The sequence below is a fragment of the Spiroplasma endosymbiont of Andrena trimmerana genome (assembly GCF_964019575.1).
Classification (GTDB): domain Bacteria; phylum Bacillota_I; class Bacilli_A; order Mycoplasmatales; family VBWQ01; genus Spiroplasma_E.
On the sequence record NZ_OZ026455.1, the window covers coordinates 1,206,625 to 1,231,034 of the forward strand.

General features: G+C 21.8%; 31 protein-coding genes and 1 pseudogene. 22 read left to right on the forward strand and 10 right to left on the reverse strand.

What is annotated here, in order from left to right; genetic code table 4:
• Positions 1 to 164: 164 nt before the first annotated feature.
• Entirely contained in the window at positions 165 to 1,076 is a 912-nt protein-coding gene (locus tag AACL03_RS07145) for a hypothetical protein (RefSeq protein ID WP_339039933.1), read from the reverse strand.
• 201 nt (positions 1,077 to 1,277) lie between these two features.
• Here AACL03_RS07145 and AACL03_RS07150 point away from each other — a divergent pair, with 201 nt between their 5' ends.
• The 4 genes from AACL03_RS07150 (at position 1,278) to AACL03_RS07165 (ending at position 4,443) form a co-directional block, all read left to right on the forward strand.
• Entirely contained in the window at positions 1,278 to 1,907 is a 630-nt protein-coding gene (locus AACL03_RS07150) for a hypothetical protein (protein WP_339039934.1), read from the forward strand.
• Positions 1,908 to 2,108: 201 nt separating this feature from the next.
• Positions 2,109 to 3,059: an IS30 family transposase gene (locus AACL03_RS07155; protein WP_339038665.1), complete on the forward strand. Its 951-nt coding sequence runs from the start codon at positions 2,109 to 2,111 to the stop codon at positions 3,057 to 3,059.
• 135 nt (positions 3,060 to 3,194) lie between these two features.
• Positions 3,195 to 3,434, forward strand: a complete 240-nt coding sequence (locus tag AACL03_RS07160; protein ID WP_339039935.1) for a single-stranded DNA-binding protein — start codon at positions 3,195 to 3,197, stop codon at positions 3,432 to 3,434.
• Between the two features lie 145 nt (positions 3,435 to 3,579).
• Positions 3,580 to 4,443 (forward strand): DegV family protein, encoded by an 864-nt coding sequence (locus AACL03_RS07165; RefSeq protein WP_339039936.1) that lies wholly within the window; start codon positions 3,580 to 3,582, stop codon positions 4,441 to 4,443.
• A 343-nt stretch (positions 4,444 to 4,786) separates the two neighbouring features.
• Here the strand turns inward: AACL03_RS07165 and AACL03_RS07170 are convergent, their stop codons facing one another.
• Positions 4,787 to 5,029, reverse strand: coding sequence for a hypothetical protein (locus AACL03_RS07170; RefSeq protein WP_338957432.1), 243 nt, complete (start codon positions 5,027 to 5,029; stop codon positions 4,787 to 4,789).
• A gap of 643 nt (positions 5,030 to 5,672) precedes the next feature.
• On the opposite strand from AACL03_RS07170, the gene AACL03_RS07175 reads away from it, so the two are divergent.
• The 12 genes from AACL03_RS07175 to AACL03_RS07230 all read left to right on the forward strand — a co-directional run bounded on the left by AACL03_RS07175 (position 5,673) and on the right by AACL03_RS07230 (position 14,061).
• A complete protein-coding gene (locus AACL03_RS07175; protein WP_174481527.1) occupies positions 5,673 to 6,020 on the forward strand; it encodes a SemiSWEET family sugar transporter in 348 nt (115 codons plus the stop codon).
• Between the two features lie 5 nt (positions 6,021 to 6,025).
• On the forward strand, positions 6,026 to 6,394 hold the full coding sequence (locus AACL03_RS07180; RefSeq protein WP_174481526.1) for a SemiSWEET family sugar transporter: 369 nt from the start codon (positions 6,026 to 6,028) through the stop codon (positions 6,392 to 6,394).
• 154 nt (positions 6,395 to 6,548) lie between these two features.
• Positions 6,549 to 6,755: a hypothetical protein gene (locus tag AACL03_RS07185; RefSeq protein WP_339039937.1), complete on the forward strand. Its 207-nt coding sequence runs from the start codon at positions 6,549 to 6,551 to the stop codon at positions 6,753 to 6,755.
• 300 nt (positions 6,756 to 7,055) lie between these two features.
• The gene (locus tag AACL03_RS07190) at positions 7,056 to 7,832 is read left to right on the forward strand and encodes an RsmB/NOP family class I SAM-dependent RNA methyltransferase (protein WP_339039938.1); all 777 of its coding nucleotides are present in this window, start codon (positions 7,056 to 7,058) and stop codon (positions 7,830 to 7,832) included.
• Between the two features lie 11 nt (positions 7,833 to 7,843).
• On the forward strand, positions 7,844 to 8,593 hold the full coding sequence (locus AACL03_RS07195) for a protein phosphatase 2C domain-containing protein (RefSeq protein ID WP_252319575.1): 750 nt from the start codon (positions 7,844 to 7,846) through the stop codon (positions 8,591 to 8,593).
• Positions 8,594 to 8,677: 84 nt separating this feature from the next.
• Positions 8,678 to 9,649: a serine/threonine-protein kinase gene (locus AACL03_RS07200; RefSeq protein ID WP_174481523.1), complete on the forward strand. Its 972-nt coding sequence runs from the start codon at positions 8,678 to 8,680 to the stop codon at positions 9,647 to 9,649.
• Positions 9,650 to 9,661: 12 nt separating this feature from the next.
• Positions 9,662 to 10,543, forward strand: coding sequence for a ribosome small subunit-dependent GTPase A (rsgA, locus tag AACL03_RS07205; RefSeq protein ID WP_338979685.1), 882 nt, complete (start codon positions 9,662 to 9,664; stop codon positions 10,541 to 10,543).
• Between the two features lie 13 nt (positions 10,544 to 10,556).
• A complete protein-coding gene (locus tag AACL03_RS07210) occupies positions 10,557 to 11,243 on the forward strand; it encodes a ribulose-phosphate 3-epimerase (protein WP_252319571.1) in 687 nt (228 codons plus the stop codon).
• Positions 11,233 to 11,895, forward strand: coding sequence for a thiamine diphosphokinase (locus AACL03_RS07215; protein WP_338979681.1), 663 nt, complete (start codon positions 11,233 to 11,235; stop codon positions 11,893 to 11,895). Before AACL03_RS07210 ends, AACL03_RS07215 begins: the two co-directional genes overlap by 11 nt.
• A 171-nt stretch (positions 11,896 to 12,066) precedes the next feature.
• Positions 12,067 to 12,375: a hypothetical protein gene (locus AACL03_RS07220; protein ID WP_338979679.1), complete on the forward strand. Its 309-nt coding sequence runs from the start codon at positions 12,067 to 12,069 to the stop codon at positions 12,373 to 12,375.
• A 171-nt stretch (positions 12,376 to 12,546) separates the two neighbouring features.
• A complete protein-coding gene (locus AACL03_RS07225; RefSeq protein WP_339039939.1) occupies positions 12,547 to 12,969 on the forward strand; it encodes a hypothetical protein in 423 nt (140 codons plus the stop codon).
• A gap of 141 nt (positions 12,970 to 13,110) precedes the next feature.
• Entirely contained in the window at positions 13,111 to 14,061 is a 951-nt protein-coding gene (locus AACL03_RS07230) for an IS30 family transposase (RefSeq protein WP_339038665.1), read from the forward strand.
• Between the two features lie 471 nt (positions 14,062 to 14,532).
• Here the strand turns inward: AACL03_RS07230 and AACL03_RS07235 are convergent, their stop codons facing one another.
• On the reverse strand, positions 14,533 to 14,976 hold the full coding sequence (locus tag AACL03_RS07235) for a hypothetical protein (protein ID WP_338957406.1): 444 nt from the start codon (positions 14,974 to 14,976) through the stop codon (positions 14,533 to 14,535).
• Between the two features lie 343 nt (positions 14,977 to 15,319).
• On the opposite strand from AACL03_RS07235, the gene AACL03_RS07240 reads away from it, so the two are divergent.
• Positions 15,320 to 15,487, forward strand: a complete 168-nt coding sequence (locus AACL03_RS07240) for a hypothetical protein (RefSeq protein WP_339039940.1) — start codon at positions 15,320 to 15,322, stop codon at positions 15,485 to 15,487.
• 185 nt (positions 15,488 to 15,672) lie between these two features.
• Here the strand turns inward: AACL03_RS07240 and AACL03_RS07245 are convergent, their stop codons facing one another.
• Complete coding sequence (locus tag AACL03_RS07245; protein WP_339039941.1) at positions 15,673 to 16,800, reverse strand: Mbov_0401 family ICE element transposase-like protein; 1,128 nt, start codon at positions 16,798 to 16,800, stop codon at positions 15,673 to 15,675.
• 368 nt (positions 16,801 to 17,168) lie between these two features.
• On the opposite strand from AACL03_RS07245, the gene AACL03_RS07250 reads away from it, so the two are divergent.
• Together AACL03_RS07250 and AACL03_RS07255 are read left to right on the forward strand one after the other, a co-directional pair.
• Positions 17,169 to 18,029 carry a hypothetical protein gene (locus AACL03_RS07250; RefSeq protein ID WP_339038780.1) on the forward strand — a complete coding sequence of 287 codons (861 nt, stop codon included), beginning with the start codon at positions 17,169 to 17,171 and terminating at the stop codon, positions 18,027 to 18,029.
• Positions 18,030 to 18,061: 32 nt separating this feature from the next.
• Positions 18,062 to 18,553, forward strand: a complete 492-nt coding sequence (locus AACL03_RS07255; RefSeq protein WP_338980346.1) for a hypothetical protein — start codon at positions 18,062 to 18,064, stop codon at positions 18,551 to 18,553.
• A 141-nt stretch (positions 18,554 to 18,694) separates the two neighbouring features.
• Here the strand turns inward: AACL03_RS07255 and AACL03_RS10035 are convergent.
• Positions 18,695 to 19,940: pseudogene (locus AACL03_RS10035) on the reverse strand (ISNCY family transposase).
• A 158-nt stretch (positions 19,941 to 20,098) separates the two neighbouring features.
• Between AACL03_RS10035 and AACL03_RS07270 the strand changes: the two are divergent.
• From AACL03_RS07270 to AACL03_RS07280, 3 genes are read left to right on the forward strand one after another with little or no spacing between them, the layout of a single operon-like run.
• Positions 20,099 to 20,407: a hypothetical protein gene (locus AACL03_RS07270; protein ID WP_338957601.1), complete on the forward strand. Its 309-nt coding sequence runs from the start codon at positions 20,099 to 20,101 to the stop codon at positions 20,405 to 20,407.
• Positions 20,408 to 20,413: 6 nt separating this feature from the next.
• Complete coding sequence (locus tag AACL03_RS07275; RefSeq protein ID WP_338957603.1) at positions 20,414 to 20,758, forward strand: hypothetical protein; 345 nt, start codon at positions 20,414 to 20,416, stop codon at positions 20,756 to 20,758.
• A gap of 1 nt (position 20,759) precedes the next feature.
• Positions 20,760 to 20,945 (forward strand): hypothetical protein, encoded by a 186-nt coding sequence (locus AACL03_RS07280; protein WP_338957606.1) that lies wholly within the window; start codon positions 20,760 to 20,762, stop codon positions 20,943 to 20,945.
• A gap of 95 nt (positions 20,946 to 21,040) precedes the next feature.
• On the opposite strand, the gene AACL03_RS07285 is transcribed toward AACL03_RS07280, so the two are convergent.
• The 5 genes from AACL03_RS07285 to AACL03_RS07305 all read right to left on the reverse strand — a co-directional run bounded on the left by AACL03_RS07285 (position 21,041) and on the right by AACL03_RS07305 (position 24,408).
• Complete coding sequence (locus AACL03_RS07285) at positions 21,041 to 22,066, reverse strand: hypothetical protein (protein ID WP_339039942.1); 1,026 nt, start codon at positions 22,064 to 22,066, stop codon at positions 21,041 to 21,043.
• A gap of 11 nt (positions 22,067 to 22,077) precedes the next feature.
• Positions 22,078 to 22,305 carry a hypothetical protein gene (locus AACL03_RS07290; protein ID WP_339039943.1) on the reverse strand — a complete coding sequence of 76 codons (228 nt, stop codon included), beginning with the start codon at positions 22,303 to 22,305 and terminating at the stop codon, positions 22,078 to 22,080.
• 28 nt (positions 22,306 to 22,333) lie between these two features.
• Complete coding sequence (locus AACL03_RS07295; protein ID WP_339039944.1) at positions 22,334 to 23,074, reverse strand: hypothetical protein; 741 nt, start codon at positions 23,072 to 23,074, stop codon at positions 22,334 to 22,336.
• Positions 23,025 to 23,765, reverse strand: a complete 741-nt coding sequence (locus AACL03_RS07300; protein WP_339039945.1) for a hypothetical protein — start codon at positions 23,763 to 23,765, stop codon at positions 23,025 to 23,027. The genes AACL03_RS07295 and AACL03_RS07300 overlap by 50 nt, the downstream gene beginning before the upstream one ends.
• Before the next feature lie 520 nt (positions 23,766 to 24,285).
• Positions 24,286 to 24,408, reverse strand: coding sequence for a hypothetical protein (locus tag AACL03_RS07305; protein WP_255495924.1), 123 nt, complete (start codon positions 24,406 to 24,408; stop codon positions 24,286 to 24,288).
• Between the last annotated feature and the right edge of the window lie 2 nt (positions 24,409 to 24,410).

Here is a 24,410-nt window from a genome sequence, read left to right on the forward strand (position 1 = left end):
TAGAAGTTTAATAAAATTAGAAAATATAAATATTAAAAATCTCTAATGAAAAATAATTAAATTGTTTTTCATTAGAGATTAATTATGTAATTTAATTGAAATCAATTTTTCAATAATGTTAAATTAATAATTATTAATTTCAATTATATTTTTTTTGATATTTGTTAATATTCAAGTTCAATAAATGGTTCACTATCTTTGGTTTTTAGATGTCATATAGCTGGTAAATTTTTTTGAACTAAAGTAAAGACATTATTTGGTGGTAAGCATTTATAAAGTGAACCATCATTAGTTTTAGTTTTTCCATCTCCGTTTCATGTAGTAACATATAAAAAATTTGTATTTTTATTAAAAACTAATCATAGTACTCCCCCTTTTATTCCAGACATTGGTTTAAAGTTTGTTTCTTCTGCTAAACATTTGTAAACTTCACCATTACTAGGAGATTGATATGAACCGGTTCAAACTCCTGCATAAATATTATCATCATTGTCAAAAGTTAAAGAAGAAACAGATTTATTTATACCATCCATTTTTTTAAAAGTATTTTGATTTTTTTGATATTTATAAACGTTACCTTTAAAACTACTTTCTCTAGTACCTATATAAACATTTTCATTTTTATCAATAGCTATTGTTCATATTTCACCATATATTCCTAATATTGGTTTAAAGTTTGTTTCTTCTGCTAAACATTTATAAATAGCACCATGTCAAGAACTATTTCTAGTTCCAAGATAAAGATTACCTTTTGTATCAGTTGCTAAAGAACATATTTCACCAGGTATTATTAAATTTATTTTTGGAATTATAATTTTTTTATTATTATTTTTTATTTCTGCTTGTTGTTGATTTTCTATTAACTGTGTTTCTAATTCTGTAATTTTATTTGCAAGATTTGTAATTATTTTTCTTTTATCTAATGCATCTCTTTCTGATTTTGCATAGAGATCACTTATTTCTTTTAAATCATCAAGAGTTTCTTGTAGTTTTTTATTTAATTTTTCAATTTTGGTTTTATATTTATTATTAGTTAGACTTTCTTTTTCTAATATTTTCTTTTTATTATTTATCATTTTTTAATAAGTACCTCTTTCTTTAAATTAATATAAATATTAATTTTTAATATTAAGATTTACCAAAAATTTGATTTTTTATTATTTAATATCGTAGGTTTAGAAAAAAATGTAAAATATTGTTAATTAATTTTACAAAAATTAAACTATGATAATACATCTGATAGTGAAAAATATTCGGTTATTGCAGATGATCACTTAATGAAAATTAATGATCTTTTTAAAAATAAATTGTTAAGAACAGGTGCACCACCTCATAAATATAGGTCAGAAAATGCTAATGCAGCACACTTTTTAAAAGATTTAGGTTTCAAAACTGGTGATGAAATTGGCGTTTATTCAGATGAAGAATATGCTGAAATTGTTAGTTTAACTGTTAGTATTAAAAATACTTTTCCAGGAGAAATTAAAGAAAAATACACCGAAGATAGTTTTGAATTAGAAGCAGGTACGTGTCAAATTGATATTATCAAAAATAATGAAATTTTAAAATCTTATATTATTAATACAGCTGACAATAAGGATTTAGATGTTAGTCAAGAATTTCGAAAAATTTTACCTGATTTGAAACTTTATAACAATATGGGAGTTAAAAAAGGAAGTTTAGCCTCTGATTTTAAATTAGAATTTGCACCATATAAACAAAAGCAATGAGAAGCTTTAATTAGTTTATTAAATACAAAAGTTTATACATTTTTTTATGATGCTGCTAAAAATGGTAATAAAATTACTGGATTTGTTAATGTTCAGAGAGTGTGATTACAAGTAGATTTTGGGAAAGTAAATGCACTAAAAGATTCAAGAATTGGATCATTACCAGTTTTAGATTAAAACTATATTAACACAATTATATTTTACAAAAAGAGCAGTTGACAATGCTCTTTTTGTGTTAATTAATAAATTATTTTATCTAGTCTTATTTTAATATGCTGAGTTATACTTGTAAGTGCAAGTAAATAAAATTGCAAAAAATTCTCATATAAAAATTTCATAATGCTAAATTTAGTTTAGAAAAAAGTAAGGAGTTTTTATATGAGTTATAAACATCTTGGCATAGATGAAAGAATTTATATTGAGAATCAATTGAAATTTAAATTTAAAATTAGTGAAATAGCTAAAAATCTTAATCGAAGTATTAGTACTATTATTCGAGAAATTAATAGAAATAAAGATAATAATCATTATTTTTCATTAATTGCACAAAATAAAGCTGAAAATCGAAAACAATCACATATTAGTTTTCATAAGTTTAAAAATAAGAATTTAGTAAAATATGTACAACAAAAATTACTATTAGGTTGATCACCTGAACAAATTTATGGCAGAATTAAAAATTTTCATAAAGAATGAGTTATTAGTTTTAAAACAATTTATACTTGAATTTATTTTGGAATGCTTGATAAAGTTACTAGTAAAAATTTAAGAAGAAAAGGTAAAAAACGAAAATCTAAAGAAAATCGTGGCAAGTTTAATGGTAAATCAATTAAAGAACGAGATATAAATGTTAATGATCGTATAACACTTGGTCATTGAGAAGGAGATACTATAGTATCATCACGAGGTAAAAGCAAATCATGTTTAATAACTTTAGTTGAAAGAGTATCACGATTTACTTTAGCAATATTAGTTAAAAACAGAACTACTAAAGTTATTAATAAAAATGTCAGTTATTATTTATCAATTCTTCCTAAAAACATTGTTAAAACTATTACTTTTGATCGTGGCAAAGAATTTTCAAATTGACAACAACTTGAAAAAAATTTAGATGTAAAAATTTATTTTGCCAATCCATATTCACCTTGACAAAGAGGTACTAATGAAAATACTAATGGTTTAATTAGAGAAAAATTTCCTAAAAAATTTATTTTTTCAAAAACTAATAAAAATGAAGTTCATAAATTTATATTGTCTTTAAATCAAAAACCGAGAAAAATACTAAATTATCTTTCACCAATCGAATATTTGGATAGAAAAATAATTTAGTTGCACTTACCTTTACAATTTAGCATATTTAAGTTTGTTGAATTAATTTATTTTTTCTTTTATTCATAAATAAAATAATTTGATATTTTATTTATGAACTAAATTTATAATTATCAAATAAGAGGGGGTGTTAAAATGATAAATAATGTTGTATTAGTAGGTAAATTAATGAATGAACCAGAAATAATACCAACCAGAGAACAAATTCCAACAAAATGGACCAAGTTTATAATGGCTGTTGAAAGACCTTTTAAAAATCGTCAAAATCAATTTGAAATTGATTTTATCACTATTAAAACTTGAATAGCTAATACAGAGGAATTAAAAACACTATTAAAAAAGAATGCAATTATTGGTATTAAAGGTAGAATTTAAACATTTGCTAATAAAGCTAATGATTTTTACTACTAATAAGTTTATAGTCACTTTATATTTTTTCAAATTAAAACGATATATAGTAAAATAAATTTGTTATAATTTTACTATAATTTATTAGTATAAAAGGTTAGGAGCAAACAAAATGAAAATTGGAATTGTAAGTGATTCAGCTACTGGTTTTACCGTTGAAGATATGAAAAAATATCCTGAAATAATAATTATTCCTTTAAATATTATTGAAGAAGAAAATGCTTATGATGATAATAACATTGATATTGATAGTGAAACAATTCGTAAAAAGATGATTGATGAACACTGTATTTTAAAAACTAGTCAAACTAGTCGTGGTAAACTTGAACAATATTGAGATAATGCTTTAAGTAAATATGATCAAATTTTATTTTTACCAATTGCTAATAATGCTTCAGGACAATATGCAAGTTCACAAGTTTTACAAAAAGAAGAAAAATATAAAAATAAAGTTCATATTTTAGAAACAGGTGCTGCTTCAATACCTTTAAAATTTATGGTTTTAATTGCTTTTACTCTTGTTAAAAATGGAAAAAAAATTCCTGAAATTTTAGGAATTTTAAATAAATTTCGTAAAACTTATGAATCTTATATTGCTCCTAATGATTTAAAATTTTTGGCTCGTGGTGGTAGATTACCAATGAGTAAAGCAAGAATTGGTAATTTTTTACGTTTTAAACCAATTTTAAGATGTAAAGAAACAATTGATAATATTGGTAGAGTTAGAACCTTAAGTAAAGCTATGGAAGAAATGTTAGATATTATTACTAAAATTAAAGACGTTACTAAAGAAACAATATATATTATTGATGGTTGATGTAGAAAAGATATTATTGATGAAGCAATTAAAAAAGTAAAAAATAGAGGATTTACCAAATATAAAGTTGAACCATTATGTAATATTTTAAAAACACATACTGGTAATAATACTATTGGTTTTTCAGTAGTACCTAATCAATGAGTAAAAGAAGTCTAATAAAAAAGTAGTTTTATAAAAGATTGATTAAGTATTCTGTTTTTTAGAAAATATATAAAAAACTTTAAATCTAAAAAAGAATGTTAGTAAAGGTTAATTTAGTTTACTAACATTCAGATTTTTTCAACTTATAAATAATAAAATATTAAATATTATGATTTAAATTCTTATTAATAATTAAAGTTTTAAACTAAAGAAATAATTGAAAAAATTTAATAAAATAAATATTTATAAATCAAAGTAATGGTTTTTTAATTTATTGAGTTTTAACTATAAAATTAAAAAATATTTTTATTAAGTATCCTTAACCATTTCATAGTATAACTATTTTATTTTTTTAATTTTAATAGCCATTTTCATTTAGTGGTATTTTAAATCAAAAACCTTCATAACAAACAACATTTCCAAAATTATTTTTATATTTTTGATAAGAACGACAAATATTATTATAGGCTTGATAATAGCGTTTTTTATTAGTTTTATCAATGTGGTAAACTTTTAATATTGCTTCTTCCATAGTGTCATAAACACCTAAACAGTTATCTTCTTTATCATATCTCGCATAAATAAAATTATTTTTTTTCATTTTTAACTCCAATACTTTTTTATATATTCCCATAATTTAAGATTTACTTAGAACATAGATTATATTTATAATATTTAGGATTTTAAAAAAATATGAAATGGTGTAAGAACATTAAATTAGTTTGTAAATTTATAAAAAATAAAATGATAAGTTAAATTTATGACAATATTAAAAATATTGTTAATAACATAAATTGATAACAAATTATTTTTTTATAGAATATAGTTTTAATTGAAAAATTATTATTTATTGTTTATTTTTGAATTCTAAGTAAATCTTAATTTAAGTCTATAATTGAAAAAATGAATATACAATAAAAAATTCACTTTTTTATAAAAAGGCGAATTTATTTCATAATTTTATATTTATTGTAAAATTAAAATTTTATTTAATTTTTAACTAATATTTTTTAAATTTATTATTTTATTTTAAATAAATTTTTACTATTTTAGTGGTTTTTTATTTTTTTATTATAAATTATTTTTCATTTTTTTAGATTTATTTGAAAAAAAATTAACTAAACACTTTCTATTTTAAATGATTAAAATTAAAATAATGTTATTGTTAATAAAACAAGAAATAAGTATATTAATAGTTTTAAAAAAACTACTAAAATATTTTTAAAATTTAATGGAGGATGAAAATGCAAACTTTTATTGGAATTATAGGTTATTTAGCCGGAATATTGTCTATTATAACATTTATTCCACAAGCAATAAAAACAATAAAAACTAAGGAAACTAAACATATAATCTTATCAACTTATATTATTTATAATATTGCTAATCTTTTTTTCTTGATATTTGGAATACTTTCAGTAACATTACCAGTAATGTGACCAGAAGGTGCTGATACTCTTGAAATTGCAATTTGAGGTTCTACCTTAATAATACCGTATACAGTAACAATGACTGCAACTAATTGTATTATTTATGTTAAAGTAAAAAATATGAAAACGTTGGGCGAAAATGCTAAAACTTTGGAGGAATAAAAATAATGGCAAATACTGAATGATGAATTATTACTATAATAGGGATTATTGGAGCACTTATTGCTGTTATAGCATTTTGTCCACAGTCTTTAAAAACAATAAAAACTAAAAAAACAGATGGTATTTCTTTACTTACATTTATTCTTTATACAACAGCTAACAGTTTATGAGTATTATGGGGCATTATTCATTTATCATATCATGGTGGATCTGAATCAACAATTTTAATGAAAGATTTAGTTATAATTTGTGCTAATACACCTTGTGCAATATGATCAGGAATTATTCTTGGTATTAAAATTAATAATATGTATAAATATGGTGAAGATTGTAAAAAATGAAAAGGTAAAGTAAATATAAAGAGTAACTTTTAATAGTTTATTTTTTTAAAAAAATAATAATTTATTACTAAAAATGCATTGTAATGATGCATTTTTTAATAGTTATAGTAGTAAAATACTTATCAAAATTAAAAATATAATTTAAGTTATAATATATGTATAATTAAAAATTCTGTGGGGTTAAATAATGATAATTCAAAATGATGTTTATAAAATTCTAGTACAAGTAATCCTAGAAAAAGGTCATTGTAATGTTTTATTAGCACAAATGATGCGAGATAAAAATCTAACATTATCAGAAAAAGAAGCAATTGAAAAGATAGTACTAGGAACCTTAAAAAATCAAATTTATTTAGATTATATATTAAATCAAATATGAAATGTTTTGAAATAAGTAATTACTATTCCTTTTCACATAACTATTTTATTATGAATAGTTTTATATGAAATCTATTTTTTAGAAATTACTAATAAAGAAATTTTCATTGAAAATACTTTAAAAAAAGTAAGCACCATTGATAATAAACTAACATTTATTATTTCTAAAGTATTAGATTTATGTTTTACTGAATTTAGATCAGAATTTAATTTACAAAAAGAAAGTAAACAAAATATTAAATTAATTAAATATAGTTATCCTAGTTGATTATACTCTTTAATAAAATCACAATTTAGTATTAATATTGCAAATCAATTGATAAAAGATAACTTAAGAATGCCATTAATTAGTTTTAGAGTTAATACATTAAAAACTACTGTTAATAAAGTGTTAAACAATGAAAATTATAAATCTTTTAACTTTTGTTTAAGCGAGATAGTATCTGATGGTATTATTAGTTCAAAGTCAATTTTTAACACAAAATTATATGAAAATGGTGAAATTATTAAACAAGATCAAGCAAGTATGTTAGTTAGTCATATTTTAGATCCACAACCATATGATGAAGTATTAGATATGTGTGCAGGAATTGCTAGTAAAACAGCCCATATGGCAGCTTTAATGTCTAATCACGGTAAGATAGTTGCTTGTGATATAAATGAAGAACGATTAAAAATTGGTGCTACTTATTTAAAAAAATTAGGGGTAACAAATACTAAACTTAAATATGGTGATTCTACAATATTAGATTTTAATAATAAATTTGACAAAATTTTAATTGATGCTCCTAGTACTGCTTGAGGTTTAATTAAAAGAAAACCAGAAGTTAAACTTATCAATTGAAGTAAAGAAGAAATTAATCAGTTAATTACTGTTCAAGCAAAATTATTAAATAAGGCTTATCAACTTTTAAAACCTGAAGCAATAGTTGTGTATGTTACTTGTACTTTCAATATTAAAGAAAATCAAAATCAAATTGAGAATTTTGTTAAAAATCACCCAGATATGACAATCATTGCAGAAAAACAATTTTTTGGTTTTAATAACAATACTGATGGATTTTATATTTGTAAATTAAAAAAAGGAATATAGGGGGACAGTTTATGAAAATAAATGCTAGTTATAAAACAGATGTTGGTAATTATCGTACAAATAATCAAGATGCCGTTTTATATTTAACAAATAACACTGGACAGGTTATTGGTGTTGTTTGTGATGGATTGGGTGGTCATAAATGTGGTGAAGTGGCGAGTAATATGGCTGTTAGTATGTTAAAAAAATTTTTTGAAACAACAGATTTTACTAAATTAAAACATGATAAACAAATTCATGCATGATTACAAGAAAAGATAGAAATTATTCAAATTGAAATGAATAATTTTAGTTTAAGTAATGAACAAGCGCTTGATATGGGAACAACTATGGTAATAATTTTAATTACTAATAACAAAGCTTATTTAGTAAATATTGGTGATTCACGTATTTATCAATATAGTGAACAAGGATTAAAACAGTTAACAGTTGATCATAATATTTTAAATTTATATTTACAAAAAAATACAACTAAAGAATCAAGTGTTGATTTAAATCACACTTATTGAAAGGCATTGACTAGTGCTCTTGGTCCACGTAAGCCATTAAAAACTGATATTTTTCATTTACCATTAATAATTCCATCATATTTTCTTTTAACTAGTGATGGTGTTCATGATTTTTTAGAAGAATATGAAATAGTTAATATTTTAGAAAAAAATGGAAATATTAATAATAAAGTTAAATTATTAATTAAGCAAGCATTACTTAATGTTTCAACTGATAATGTTACTGCATTATTAATGGAAATAAAATTTTAGTCTTTTGATATTTTTGTGTAAAATATAAATTATAAATAAGTTAGTAATTTTTAAAAAATAAATTTAAAAGTAATGGTGAAACTAATGGAAATAAATAAATTATTGAATAATCGTTATCATATTTTAAAAATTATTGGTTCGGGTGGTATGGCTAAAGTTTATGAAGCACAAGATAAATATTTAAATCGGCAAGTTGCTTTAAAAGTAATTAATCCAATTTCACCACTAGATGACTTAATAAAAGAACGATTTTTGCAAGAAATTAGAGCAGTATCTAGAGTTAGACATCCCAATGTTATTTTGGTATATGATGTTTTTATTGATAAGAAAGATTGATGCTTAGTTTTTGAATTATTAGAAGGTAAAACATTAAAAGAATATTTAAGTAATTATTCAGTTTTATCAGTTAATGAAGTTATAGTTATTATGAAAGAAATTTTAAAAGGGGTTAATGCGTGTCATTCAGTCAATATTATTCATCGTGATTTAAAACCTGAAAATATTATTTTAACTAGTAGTGGAGCAATTAAAGTTTTAGACTTTGGTATTGCTGTTATTGATGATTATGAAGTTAAAAAACACGCTAATCAAGTTGTAGGAACAATGAAATATATTGCTCCAGAAGTAGTAAAATTTCAAAAACCAACAATTCAAAGTGATATTTATGCTTTGGGTATTATATTATATGAATTATTAGTTGGTAAACCACCTTTTTTTCATAAAAATCCACAAATATTAGCCGCTAAACATATTAAAGAACCAATGCCATTAATTCATGAAATTAATAAGAATATTCCACAAAGTTTAGAAAATATTATTTTGAAGGCAACTGCTAAGAATATTAATGATCGCTATCGGACAATTAGTGAATTGAGTAATGATTTAGATTGTTGTTTAAAAACGGAAAATAAAAATAATATGTTATTTAAGAAAAATTACTTAAATTCACAAAAATTAAAAAAACCATTTTATTTAAAAAAAGAATTTTTATTATCTTTAATTTTAATTATATTATTACTTATTGGTGTTATTATAAGCATATTAATTTTATATTAATTGGAGGACACTATGAATTTTAAACAAGGAATAGTTATTGGAGTTGCAAATAACTTTGTTGAAGTAAGAATTGATAATCAAATTTTTTCTTGTTTAATCAAAGGAAATTTAAAATTTCAAACAGCAAAAATTTTAGTTGGTGATTATGTTAAAGTTAATTTTAAAGATGATAAAAATCCTTTGGTTGAATCAATTTTACCTCGATTTAATGAACTATATCGACCAAGCATTGCTAATGTTGATCAAGTATTAATTGTTAGTTCTCTTGTTAATCCTTTTCTTAGTAGTTTTCTATTAAATAAATTATTAACTATTTTTAATTATTATCATTTAAAAATAATTTTAATATTTACAAAAATTGATTTGGTAACTAAAGATAATGAAGTTTGAACAAAAGTTAAAGCATATCAGAATTTAAATTTACCAACAATTTTTATTTCAAATGTTAAAAAAAATGGTATTGAAGATTTAAAAAAAGTTTTTACAAACAAGTTATCAATATTAACAGGTACTTCAGGAGTGGGAAAGAGTTCAACTTTAAATAGTTTGGATAATAATTTAAAATTATGAACACAGGATATTTCTACAAGTTTAAATCGTGGTAAACATACCACAACTAAAACTCGCCTTTATTTTTTACATGATGGTATTATTGCAGATACACCTGGTTTTTCGGTCTTTCAGTTACAAGGTCTAAGTAGTATTGATATTGCTACTAATTTTCCTAGTTTTACTAATATTTGACAAAATTGTAAGTTTCGTACTTGCTTACATCAGCAAGAACCAGAATGTGCAATTAAAAAAGCAGTTGCAAATAAAATAATTTCTAGTTTTTTTTATGAAGATTATTGTAAAATTTTAATAGAATTCAATAAAATTAATAATTTAAAATAAAGGATGGTAATATATGAAAAAAGAAGTAACAATTGCCGCTAGCATTTTAACTGCTAACTTTCTATCTTTAAAAGATGATTTATTAAATTTACAAAATGCAGGAATTAATTGAATTCATTTTGATGTTATGGATCATCATTTTGTTGAAAATTTAAGTTTTGGTGCAAAAATATTAAGTGATGTATGTAAATTTAGTTCTAATATCAATATTGATTGTCATATGATGGTAAAGATAACAACATCAAAAGTATGTGATTATTTAAAACCATTTATAATTTTACCGCAAGTTAAAAATATTACTTTGCATTATGAAGCATTAACAGAAGAACAATTAAAAGAATTTCTGCAGTGAAAAAACCCTGGTTTTAAAAAAGGAATTGCCATTAATCCTGATACACCAATTTCAAAAATTTATGATTATTTGAAAGATCTTGATACAATTTTAATTATGAGTGTGCAACCAGGTGCGGGTGGACAACGTTTTTTAGATTTAACTATTAATAAAATTAAAATGTTAGTAAAACATATCGATAATAATTTTCCAAATATTACAATTGCTGTTGATGGTGGCATTAATAATTTAACAGCAAATGATTGTATTGCTGCTGGTGCTAATTACCTAGTAGCGGGTAGTTATTTATTAAATAGTGATAATTCAGTAAAAAAACAAGTTGCGATGTTAACAAATTATGAAAAATAGTGATATTAAACAATTAGTAATTGTTTGTCGTGATTATAATTTAAATTGAGAACAATTTATTAATCCAATTTTTATTGGTGTTGAAACTGGTGTTTTATCATTATTAAAATATAACAAACCAATTAAGTTTATTTGTGGTGATAATGATACCATTAATAAACAACAGTTAAAGATTTTAAATGATCAAAGTAAAATACATAATTTTGAAATTATTACTTTTAATAAAGAAAAAGATTTTATTGATAGTGAACTTGCGATAGTTACTGCAATTTCCAAAAAAATTGATTTTCAACAAATAGTGATAGTAAGTGATGGAATACGTTGGGATATGTTACTTGCTAGTATTAATATATTAAAAAAATATGAATGTTTTAACCCAATTTTATTAGGTGAAAATAATTATTGTTTTTTACTAAAAGCAAAATCAGAATATATTTTTTACAATTGACAATTAACATATAAATATATTTCTTTTTTTAGTTTAGACAATGAAGAAGTAATTTATAATTTTAGTGGTTGTAAGTTTTATCCAAATCAAGATATTACTGTTACTAATAATAGTACGCAAACTATTAGTAATGAATTTAACAAAGAAGAAAGACCAAAACTAATTATTAAAAAAGGAAAATGTTTAGTTTTTTTACATAAATAATTTTTAAAATTTAGAAAAACTAATTATTATTTTATGACAAAAGTATATTAATAAAATCTTAAAAAAAAGATAGTATGATAAAAATCATAAACTTAATATAAGTTTTCTAACCCTTATTTTTATTAAAAATAAATGGGTTTTTTTATTTTTTAAAAGAGGAGAAATTAAAAAATGGTAAAAGAAAAAATGTCATCTGCAACAGAGTTAATAAAAAAACTTGAAAGTATAAAGTTAAGATATCAAAAACAACATAATACTCAAATTCCTTATTTTAAAAGAATTATTGAAGAATTAAAAGGTATATCTTTGGTTGCAGATATTCCTAATGTTATTAAAAATCTTAATTATCTTCAAGATAATTGCGGAAAAAGTACTAAAAAATATTCTGATAAAGCAATAATGCCAATTTTATCTTTGTTTACTGTAACTATTAGTTTTTTAGAAGCACAAGTAAATAAGGGAGCATTAGCAATAGATTAAAATATATATAAATATGATTTAAGTAATGTTTTAACTACTTCAGAAGATAAGTTATTTGTATTAGGTTCACAAACTGATTTAGAAGTTAAAATAAAGTATAGAGATAGTTCTAAAAGTTTAGATGATTTAACACTATATGATAGTTCAGACATTAATGAAATTTTTAAAGAAATGCAAGAAAAAATACATGATTTAAAAATACTAAAAGAAGCTAAAAATAAAATATGTGGACAAATTAATAATTTTAATTTGAATTTCAAAAATGAAAAACAATTAGCAAGAAGATGGTGACATTGACCACTTAAATTTTTGACTTGTGGAATGTGAGAAAGTAATAAAATTAAAGCAATTAATAATAAATATAGTAAGGATAGTTTTGATAAATTAATTCGCGAACATAATGGATTAAATACTAAAATTAATGAGTTAGAAAGTGATATTAAAATTTTAAAAACTAAAGTTAATAAATCAGAAAAGAAAACTAAAATATTAGGAAGTAGTAGTTTAAATTATGGTAAAAAATGAAAATCAATAAATGATTTAGATGAGCATAATATTGTAGAAAAGAGTTTTTCATATCAAAATTTGTTATAAGACGTTATTATTTGGTGATAATTTATTTTTTTAATTTGCTGAGTTATACTTGTAAGTGCAAGTAAATAAAATTGCAAAAAATTCTCATATAAAAATTTCATAATGCTAAATTTAGTTTAGAAAAAAGTAAGGAGTTTTTATATGAGTTATAAACATCTTGGCATAGATGAAAGAATTTATATTGAGAATCAATTGAAATTTAAATTTAAAATTAGTGAAATAGCTAAAAATCTTAATCGAAGTATTAGTACTATTATTCGAGAAATTAATAGAAATAAAGATAATAATCATTATTTTTCATTAATTGCACAAAATAAAGCTGAAAATCGAAAACAATCACATATTAGTTTTCATAAGTTTAAAAATAAGAATTTAGTAAAATATGTACAACAAAAATTACTATTAGGTTGATCACCTGAACAAATTTATGGCAGAATTAAAAATTTTCATAAAGAATGAGTTATTAGTTTTAAAACAATTTATACTTGAATTTATTTTGGAATGCTTGATAAAGTTACTAGTAAAAATTTAAGAAGAAAAGGTAAAAAACGAAAATCTAAAGAAAATCGTGGCAAGTTTAATGGTAAATCAATTAAAGAACGAGATATAAATGTTAATGATCGTATAACACTTGGTCATTGAGAAGGAGATACTATAGTATCATCACGAGGTAAAAGCAAATCATGTTTAATAACTTTAGTTGAAAGAGTATCACGATTTACTTTAGCAATATTAGTTAAAAACAGAACTACTAAAGTTATTAATAAAAATGTCAGTTATTATTTATCAATTCTTCCTAAAAACATTGTTAAAACTATTACTTTTGATCGTGGCAAAGAATTTTCAAATTGACAACAACTTGAAAAAAATTTAGATGTAAAAATTTATTTTGCCAATCCATATTCACCTTGACAAAGAGGTACTAATGAAAATACTAATGGTTTAATTAGAGAAAAATTTCCTAAAAAATTTATTTTTTCAAAAACTAATAAAAATGAAGTTCATAAATTTATATTGTCTTTAAATCAAAAACCGAGAAAAATACTAAATTATCTTTCACCAATCGAATATTTGGATAGAAAAATAATTTAGTTGCACTTACCTTTACAATTTAGCATTTAAAATAAAAATTAATCTCTTTAAAATTTTATTTTTAAAGAGATTAATAATATTTTTTGTTAAAAGGATATAATTTAAGCAATAAGAAATAATAATTATAAAATTATTTTAAATTTTAGTAGTTTTAGATATTTTACTTGGAAGTAATGTTGTGGTTGTAATTCCCATCAGTAGTAATAAAGGTCATTCAAACTCTAATAATGTATCTAAGTCTAATTTATTTGTTAATAAAAAACCTAAATATAAAACTACTGCCAATAAAAATGCAAATATTATTGTTAATAATTTAATTATAAAATAAAATTTAAGTTTTTTTAATTAGTTCAAGTTCAATGTCTCTAGTATTTTTTTCTTCTTTTGATTCAGAAGAACAAGATCATAATGATGATGGTTCATCTACAAATAGTTCTTTTTTTAATTTTTGGATTTCTTTTCAAATATTTTTTATTTTTTTTCAATTTCTTTAATGTTCATTTTTTCTTTTTTACGTTCTTCATTTAAAATTAGTATGTATTCTGTAATTCCAAGTGGGTCATTATTAATTTCAAAAAATTTAATTAAAGATATTAATACCTTAATGCCAGTATTTTTGCTATTTTTTATTATTTGTGCAATATTTGGATACTCTGTTTTAAATTGTGTTCAGTTTTTTGATTCTTGTTTATTATCATTATCTTGTAATGGTTTTTCTTCCAACGTTTCGAATTCTTGAGATTGTTGAGGATTTTCCTCATTAACTTTTGTATCATTATCTAAGATTATAGTTTCAAATATTTTTAATAAATATTCATCTGGTATTTTTTTGTTAATATTTTTTAATGCTTCTTTTTTTCTTTTTTCTCATTCCTTTTGAAATAGTTTTTCTTTTTCTATATAAGTTAAAGGCATATCTTTTAATCTTTTTCCTTTCTTTAATTTTAATTTAATAAAAAACCTAATATAGATAAATTTCTATATTAGGAATCAACTTTTATTAAATTATAAATAAATATTAGCATAAAAAATAATTATATTTATAAAGTTAATATTTAACACGAATAAATATAAGTAGTAGATTTATTAATGTATAAGTTGTATTAAAATTAAGATTAGCGTAGTCAATTTTCTTATTTTATGTAGAAGTAGTTATTTTATCAAACTAGGAATCCTTTACATTATTTATTGTAAAAATTAAAAATTATTAAGTTACAAAATGATAAAATTAATATATAAAAAGTAAAGGAGGAAGTAAATGGAAAAAATTGGTGCTGCAGTTTATTTACATTTAGCAAATTTAGAAGAAATTAAAAATTATACCGAATTATTAGCCAAGAATAATATTAAAACTTTTGGGAGATTGTCAAAAATCCGGAATAAATTAAATCGTTGTAGTCTTATTATAAATTTAGACAAGAAATAATTTGGATTTTTATGAAATTGTAAATTTATCTTACTACTAATTTAAAAATATTACAATTAAAATACTCAATTTTATAAATTATAAAAACATTTTAATAATTTAATTAACATAAATATATAACAAAAATTCTTATTAACTTTTAATTTAATAAGTTTTTTTAATTTTTTATTTTAAAATAAGTAAAATTATGTTTTTAAATTTATTTGATTACATTTAAAAATAACCATTTTTATATAAATAAAAATACTATATGTTCTATTAACAATCATTTCTTTTAAAACATGTCAAATATTTGTTTCAGTAAAACAACCAATATTTCATTTTGCACCTTGATTAACAATACCTTTTTTATTATTTTTAAAATATTGTTTTTTTAACTTTTTATGATTATCTAATTCTTTATATAAATAATCAATTAATTGTTCATATTGACCATTATTAATGAAATCTTTACAATTATTATATTCACTTCAATATTTTCCTTTATTTCCCGCCATTATACCAAGATATAATGTTCTAATTAAATGGAATTTATCTAAAACAAACTCAGCACCAAGATAATCTGCTACATCTTTAATTCATCCAGCACTATCTCCACAAATAATTATTTTTGCTTGTTCAACATTTTCATAAAATTTTTGACAATGTTCTTTAACAAATTCAGCAGTTTTTTTAACTCCAATTGCTGTTCTTGTTGGTCTAATAATAATAATTGCTTTTACTCTTTTATTTTGTACTTTATGATTAATATTATCTGTATATGTTATTATTAATCTCATAGAGTGTTTTATACCTTTACGTTTAAAATCTCAAAACTTTCGATGTCCATCATCAATTGCTACAAAAATAGGTTGATTTTTTTCTAATTTTACTTTTACTGGATTTGCTTCAATTACTTCTAAATTTTTAAAAACTCTATGAACAGTACTAACACTAATACCTGCTTTTTTACAAATAGCACAAATATCATGATATCTTTTTCCATCAGCAAAATATTCAATAATAGTTTGTTCAACATCTTCACCAATTCTTTTATATTTAGGTAATTCTAGTCATTCATCAACTAAACAAACACGAACTCATTTTTGTAATTTTTCATCAAAATATTCATAAATTCTTCTTTTATAAGTTACTAATCCATACATTATTTTTCTTGTTCGATATTGATAATCAACAATTTTATATTTCTTTTTATCTCTTGTATTTTTTATTCTTCAATCTCATTTTTCTCATTTTTTTGTTATATGTTCTAAAACTAATTTATCAATTTTTGCACTTTGTTCTCTAAAATTTCATTTATAATTAAAATTCACATTTACTTCTCCTAACTATTTTAAAAAAATCTAAATTTATTGTAAATATATTTAAAAAATTAATTTACTTAATTATTATATAAATATATAAGTGTAATTTTAAATAAAATAAAAATTATTTAAAAAACCACTTTCATATTTAAAATATAACAAACAATTTCAATATAATTAATAGTATAGGTATCACAAAATAAACACCTTTAATTTAGGCATTATTTTGAGTTTAAAAGCATACTGTCAATATCGAGTGAAAATTTCCCAAAAATATTTATCAAAAAAAATAAAAAAGAAGTAAAATTTAACAAATAAAAGTTGCTTTGTTTTGAAAGTAAATATTTTTATATTTACTTTCAAAGGAGAACAAAATTATGAAATATTTTAGTCCAAGTTATTGATTTAAATTGTGAGTATTAACTGCTCCACTTTTAAATAATAAAATACAAGGTATTAATGGTAAGTCAATTGATAATTCAAATATTAAAAATTGAGTTAGAAAAAATACGACTAGTTTAGATTTAGTAAATCAACAATTAAATTTTGCAAGTAATAATCAAACAGACTTTATTATTAACAACCCAACAACAAATAGCAAAATAAATATGAATAAACATCGTCATGAAAAACACAGAAATCGATTAAAAAGAACATTAAATGGTAAAAACGAAATAAGGGGTAGTTGAGGTAAAGTAACTTGTTCATTTACACCAAAAACTTTTGAAGGAATAATAGCTGATTATCATTATTGAAAAGATAATCCTGCATGAGAACTTGGCGAAAAATTTAAAGAGGATATGATGCAACGATATAATTCTAATGATATTTCAATTACTGCAATTTTTCCATGAACATGAAAAGAAATACAACAAGTAGGTAAAACAATTTGAGATAATTTTTCAAAAATTGAAAAAGTATATACAGATAGTTCTAGAAAAGAACGTATAGAAATTGTACTTTATGAAAAACCATTTAATTGATTTGATTTTGAATCAGTAAGAATAATAACAGAAGATGAGAAATATTATCCAAATAATCGTCTTGATAATTTAGAAAATGATTTTCCAGATTGAAATAAAGATATAAAAATTAATTTAGGAAAAATTAATCATAACGTTGATAACGAAATTAAAAGTGCCATAAAGAAAAAATATCATAATTTTAAATTATCAGAAGTTTATTTATTGGATAAATCTAATTACTCACACTTTATTGGCTATTTTGAAAAAAAATAATTGTTGGTACTTTTAGTCCCTATTCTTATGGTTTGACAAAACCAACTTTTACCTATGTAACACAAGATAAATTTAATGAAATTTCAAATATTATAGCAAATGATTCAAAAGTTAAACAATGATTTGCACATATAAATGAATGAAATTCTACTTTACCACAAGCAATCAATAATTCTAAAACATTTAATCCTCAAGCATTATATAATTGAAAAAGACAAGAAAAAGAAATAATAAAAGGTTATATAAGAGATTGAAGTTATATTTCAACTTTAATTGAACATGAATTAAAGTTAGATGAATTAAACAAAAATATTCAAGGAATCAAAGCAGATTTTGAAACTTTAAAAAAACAAGTTAATGAACTTGACAACAGACTTCTAAATCTAGAAAATAAATCAAATTTAAATTGTGAAAACACATTAACTATTGTTAATGGTGCTTTAAATACTATTCCCATAATTGGTAATGTTGTTGGTGGTATTACAACAATGGCTTCTGGTGCTTGTGCTATTGGTGGTGTATAATTTTATTTTTTTATATCTTTAAAATCAATTTTAAGCCATCAAATTTGCTGCTCGACAAACGATTTAAAATTTTATATAGTTAAGTATTCACAAAAATAATCTTTTATAAAAAGAATTTTATCTAATTTTAATTTGGTATTATTAGTATCCATATCTTCAAGGATGGTTTTTATTTGGTATATAAACCTTTTTAGTTTTTATCAACTCTTCTTTGATAATTGGTTTTGGTGCTATTTCTTTTAATTCATATATTTGATGATTATAACTAAGATATAACTCATTAATAAACGATTTAAGTACAATTACATCAGTTCTAGGTTGTATGTATTGAACTTTGCTATTTTTATAAGGAAAATACTTTTTACCATAATATGTTATAGTTGAACCACTATCCGTTTTTCTTTTAGAAAATCTTGAAAGATAAATATTTATTTCTTCTTGGTTTGAAGCTTTAATCATAGCAGATTTATTATTATCAATAGGTAAGGCAAATTGCTTATTAAAAATACTTATATATATTTTAAGAAATTGATTAGCTTCTTCTAAATTTTTAATTTTATTAAGTCTAAGTTCACTAATTAAGCGACTTTGAAGTGTTCCAAATAAGCGTTCGATTCTACCCTTAGCTTGTGGAATGGAAGTTCTAATAATTTCAACACCTAAATCATTACAAGACTTTTGGAATTGAGTATAAGTATCATTTTCCGTGTTTATTTTGCCAGCATCGATTTGTTTTTTTATATCCAAAAACTGTTCTATTATCAGTATAAAATGTTTTTGGTATGCCATATTTAGTTAAAATTTGATAAAAAACATTATAATAACCATCTAATGTTTCTTGATGATCAAATCATAGTCCGACAATATTTCCTGTAGCATCATCAATTGCAGCATGTAAAAAAGCTTTTGGTTTATCCTTACCAAATCAATGATGATTACTTGCATCCATTTGAATTAATTCACCAAAATTTGTTCTTCGGTTTCTTGTAGGATGCAAGTTATTTTTCTTATTTTTATGTCTTTTTGGTGAAGTAATTTTTTCTTTAATTAATATAGTATAAAGTGTACTATATGAAATTTTAATTTTTTCTTCATTGTTTAATTTCTCATGGAAATGTTGAAAATTAAAATTATAATATTTGGTTTTATATAAATTTATAATCTTAATTTTGATTTCAAAATTTGTTGTTTTATTAGAAATTTTATTTCGGGATTTATGAATAAAACCAACTTTACCTTCTCTATTGAAAATTTGAATTAATTGGTTAATTCTTCTAATAGTTAGGTTAAGTTTATTCTTAGCTTGATGTTTAGATAATTTATTAATAATAATGTCATTTATAATATTAAACTTATATTTTTCTTTCATAGTCATGCTTCTTTCCATATTTATCACCAAGTATATTTAACTTTACTTTTGGGAAATTTTCACTCGATAACTAATAGGAAATTATCACTAAATAATGACAGAGTTTAAAAGCATACTGTAAAAATAATCAAAAATAGTACAATTTGTAAGTAAAATCAATGAAAAAAGGAGAATTTATGAGTAAAAAAAGATGTAAGACAAAAATAAAAATTAAAAAACCAAAAAAACAAAATAAATTTAAAAATCAAAATCATGAAATACTTGTAAATAAATATGAAGTTGAAAATACTAAACTTATTTTTTGTCAAAAAGAAGGATGTTTTAAAGAATGAACTAATGTTATAGATATAGATGAATTTGGTAAATTTTTTTTCTGTCATAAACATGCAAATGAATATGAAGAAGAGTTACCAAGTATTATAGATAATTTACCAAAAGAACAAGCAATAAAAATAATTGAAGCAAGCAAAAAATATAGGGAGTAATTTAAAATGAAAAATATATTAACTATTTTGGGAGTAATAACTTTAGGTTGTATTATAACTTCAAATGTTATTGCATGTGAAAAACCTAATTTAGATAAAGAAAAATATAAAATAAACGAACAAGGAGAAATAATATATAATTTTCAAGAAAAACAATCATACATAATAGGATTTACAATAGATAGTCATATACATGAATCAAATATTTTTATAAGCGATATTCCTTTAAAAACAACAATTTATGGCCAAGGAACACAATATTGAACATATATTAATATTAATCAAAATAAAGCATGAACTACTGGCTGATATACAAATAATTTAATATACTTAAAAAAAGGAGTAATTTAATATGAAAACATGAATAAAAACAAATTTTCAAAAAATAGCGTTATCATTTGCTGTAATTACTGGTGGTATTGGTTTAACTTTAGGTGCAATAGCATATAATCAAACTAATAATTATAAGTCATTTTTAAATTGAGATTATACAGTGACTTGGGGGGGCAACTATATGAGAACATCCAAGAGATGATAGTCATAAAATAGATTTATATTTTGGCATTAAACCAAAAAATGAAGGTGATACCAAATGGGATGGTATATATCCTGATGGATATTTTAATAAATAATCTAAATTTCCAAATTAATATATGAAATATTTTCATTATATTTATCAAATAAGTTAATATTATTTAATTGTATTTCTTGTTTATCTGTTATTAAAATAAAATCATAATTTTCAGCACCAAATATTCCACTAATTTCAATCCGATTTAGATTATTAATCGGATTTTCGATTTGTAATTCAAATTCACTATTATTATCAATTTGTGCAATTTCTTTATAAAATTCTAATTTAGAAAATAATTGAGATTTATTTGAACCATATAAATTCAAAGCATTTTTAATTTTTGTTTTTTCAATAATTGTTTTTGTAAAGTATTTTCCATATTCACCATTTGCTAATGTTCAATCAGCAGGAATTAATGATGGAATATTATTACTTTCTAATTCATTGGTAATAGATAATCAGTTAAATTGGTTATCATCCAGTTTAAATAATTCATTTTGACTAATATCGTTATTCTTTAATTTAATATTATTTATATTTGTAAAATCAAAATAATTAGATTTTAATATTACTTTTGCATTTTTGAATTGTCAAATTTCGTCTTTATTAGGATGTATTGGATTTGATTTCAACTCAAAGTAATATGGTAATAAAATCTTATTATCATCATTTAAACCTTTATTAATTGACATACTTGAATAAATATTATTTGATAACATAATAACTATTTGCTTAAATATTTTTACTTGCTCTAAATCAATATAATTAGGATAATCTAATTTCCATTGTTTAAATAAATTAGTAATTACTTCATCAGGTTTTTGTCCCTCAAATTTTGCACGTAATTCTGCTATTTTATTGCCTAAATTATCTGGTTTAAAACCATCAAAATTACGATTATAATTATATGTATAAGTTAGCATATCTAATAATACTTTTTGTAAACTATCAATTGGTGGTTTATCATTTATTTCAATTTCAATATCATTAAAGTTCTGTGATAATTCAATAGCAATATATTTACTAGGATATGGTGGGGTTGGTTCTCTATGACTATATAATATATATTGTTCATTCTTTTTCATTTCAAAATCAGCTAATTTTTAGGTACTGGTGCTGGTCCATCATATTTACCAATTTTTGCATATGTTATTTTTGCATTATTAATAATTTCTTTTCTTGTTTCAGTTCCACCACCAATAGCAATTAAATCTAAAACTGATTTTTCTTGTCCTATAAATTGTTTTGCTAAGTTTCAAGGTAATATTTGTTCACTAAATCATTGTTGTAATATTCTAACTTTTGGTTGAGTTTCAATAGGCATTGATAATAGCGGAAATGCTATCTTATCTTTAACAAATAACTTTGGGTATACATTCCATATTGTCAACTTCACCAAGTACCTTTATATTTCCAAAAATCATGCTTCTAGGTGCTTTAATTTTTAAACCAATTACTTTGGTATCTTTGTCTAATGGTTTTTGTAATTTAATAATGATTGGATAACCATCTCTTGTTTTAAAATCTTTAATTTTAATAATAGTAATACTTTTAGTACTTCTAGTTTTTGGATTTTGATAAGGTTGTGAATAATTATTAATAATGTATAAATTATCAATATTATTTTCAGTTAATGGTTCATTTATACTCACTGCATATAATTTAAATTGATTTAATAAATTTATTTCTTGAAAAATTAAATTTTTAATATCAGTCATACTATATTCAATAGTATTATCATTAATGTTTGTACTTGCTCTTTGATTTAATTGCATAGTAAAGTCTGATGTTTCAACAGCAATAGTTTTTAATACTTTATCAATATCAATAAAACCAATTTTAATAGTATTTGCTGAAAATTTTAAACTATTATTTTCATTATTTTTAAATAAACGTTCAATTTCATAAATATAAATTATTCTTTTTTTAAATTCATCGTATGCTCTATTAATATCTGGGTCACTAGTAGCACTCATCATATTAGTAAAATCATAAGGAATATTATCAATTAAATAATCATTTTCTACTTCTGCTTGATTAAGTTTAGTTTGTTTCTGTGGAAACTTCGTTTGTGGTTTGTTGTTGTTTTCCATTGTTCTCTCCTATTAATTGGTTATTTTCGGGGTTAAATAATTTTAATTTAACAGTTAAATTATTAATTTCTTGTTCATCATTAATATTAAAGGTTTTACTATTTAATAAGTCTTTATCAACACTTACTAATATTTGAATAAATTTAAGAATATCAATATTAAATTGTCATAATTTTTGTTCAATATAATTAATAGTTGAAATATTTACAGCTGTACTTTCGGGAACTGATTGTTGTGCAGATTTCTTTTGACTTGGTATATGAATACCACAACGTTTAAATATTTCATTAACATTTCAATCGTATATATCAGTTAAATTTTTACCTTTAAAATTACTATTTGTCATATTGATATTTTCGTTTTGTTCATTATTATCTCCACCACTTTTAAATATATAGTTTTTAGTAACTAATGTTCTTACTGCTTCTTCTAATGTTGATTGAACATTACCATAAGTTTGACTAAATATAAATTTAGGTGAATTTAAAATGGTATCTAAAACAATTTGTTCATAAATAACATCTAATGCTTTAATTTTATTCATTACTTTATCACAATCTGCTAACTCATTTGCTTTATTTCGCATAATTGATATTGGTATATAATTAATATTTAATGTTTGTTCTTGTAATAGATTAGGATTATTAATAAATGATTTAAAATCTAATGGAAATTGTTTTTTTATTATCACTAATACTATAAATTGAGCGATTAATTGTTACTTGTTCATTATTTAATGTATAAATTTCAAATAATCTTACAGTTTGTGCATTTTGTTGATAACTATCATAAAAAATAGTACATTGAGTTAATTTACCACCAATATCATAAACTCTTTGTTGTATATCTACTACTTGAAAATATAAATCATCATTAGCAATATAAATTAAATAACCACTAATTCCTAATTTGCTTAATTTAAAAATAGAATTTCAATTTTTTCTATAAAATTCTTGTTGAATTAAGTATTTTTTAATAGTTTCATTATTAATATCTAATGGAGCATTATATAAATTAGCATTATTTTCAGCTACAAAATCAGTGAAATAAGTTTCATGATTAAAATCATTAAAACCAAAATAATTTAAAATTGAAGCATGAGTACTTTTATTTTTATTGGTTAAATAATTTTACTTTTTCATTTTGATTATCACTAATATTACTTTTATCTTTTCTAAAAAATTTACCTAACATAATATTCACCACCTTTCTTAAAATATTTGATTAATTTTTAATATGATTTTTACAATGATAAATATAATTAAACCTGCTGTTGCTGATGATAAAATTACTCCTATTAAACCTAAAATAATTTTTATAATTTTAAAAAACATAA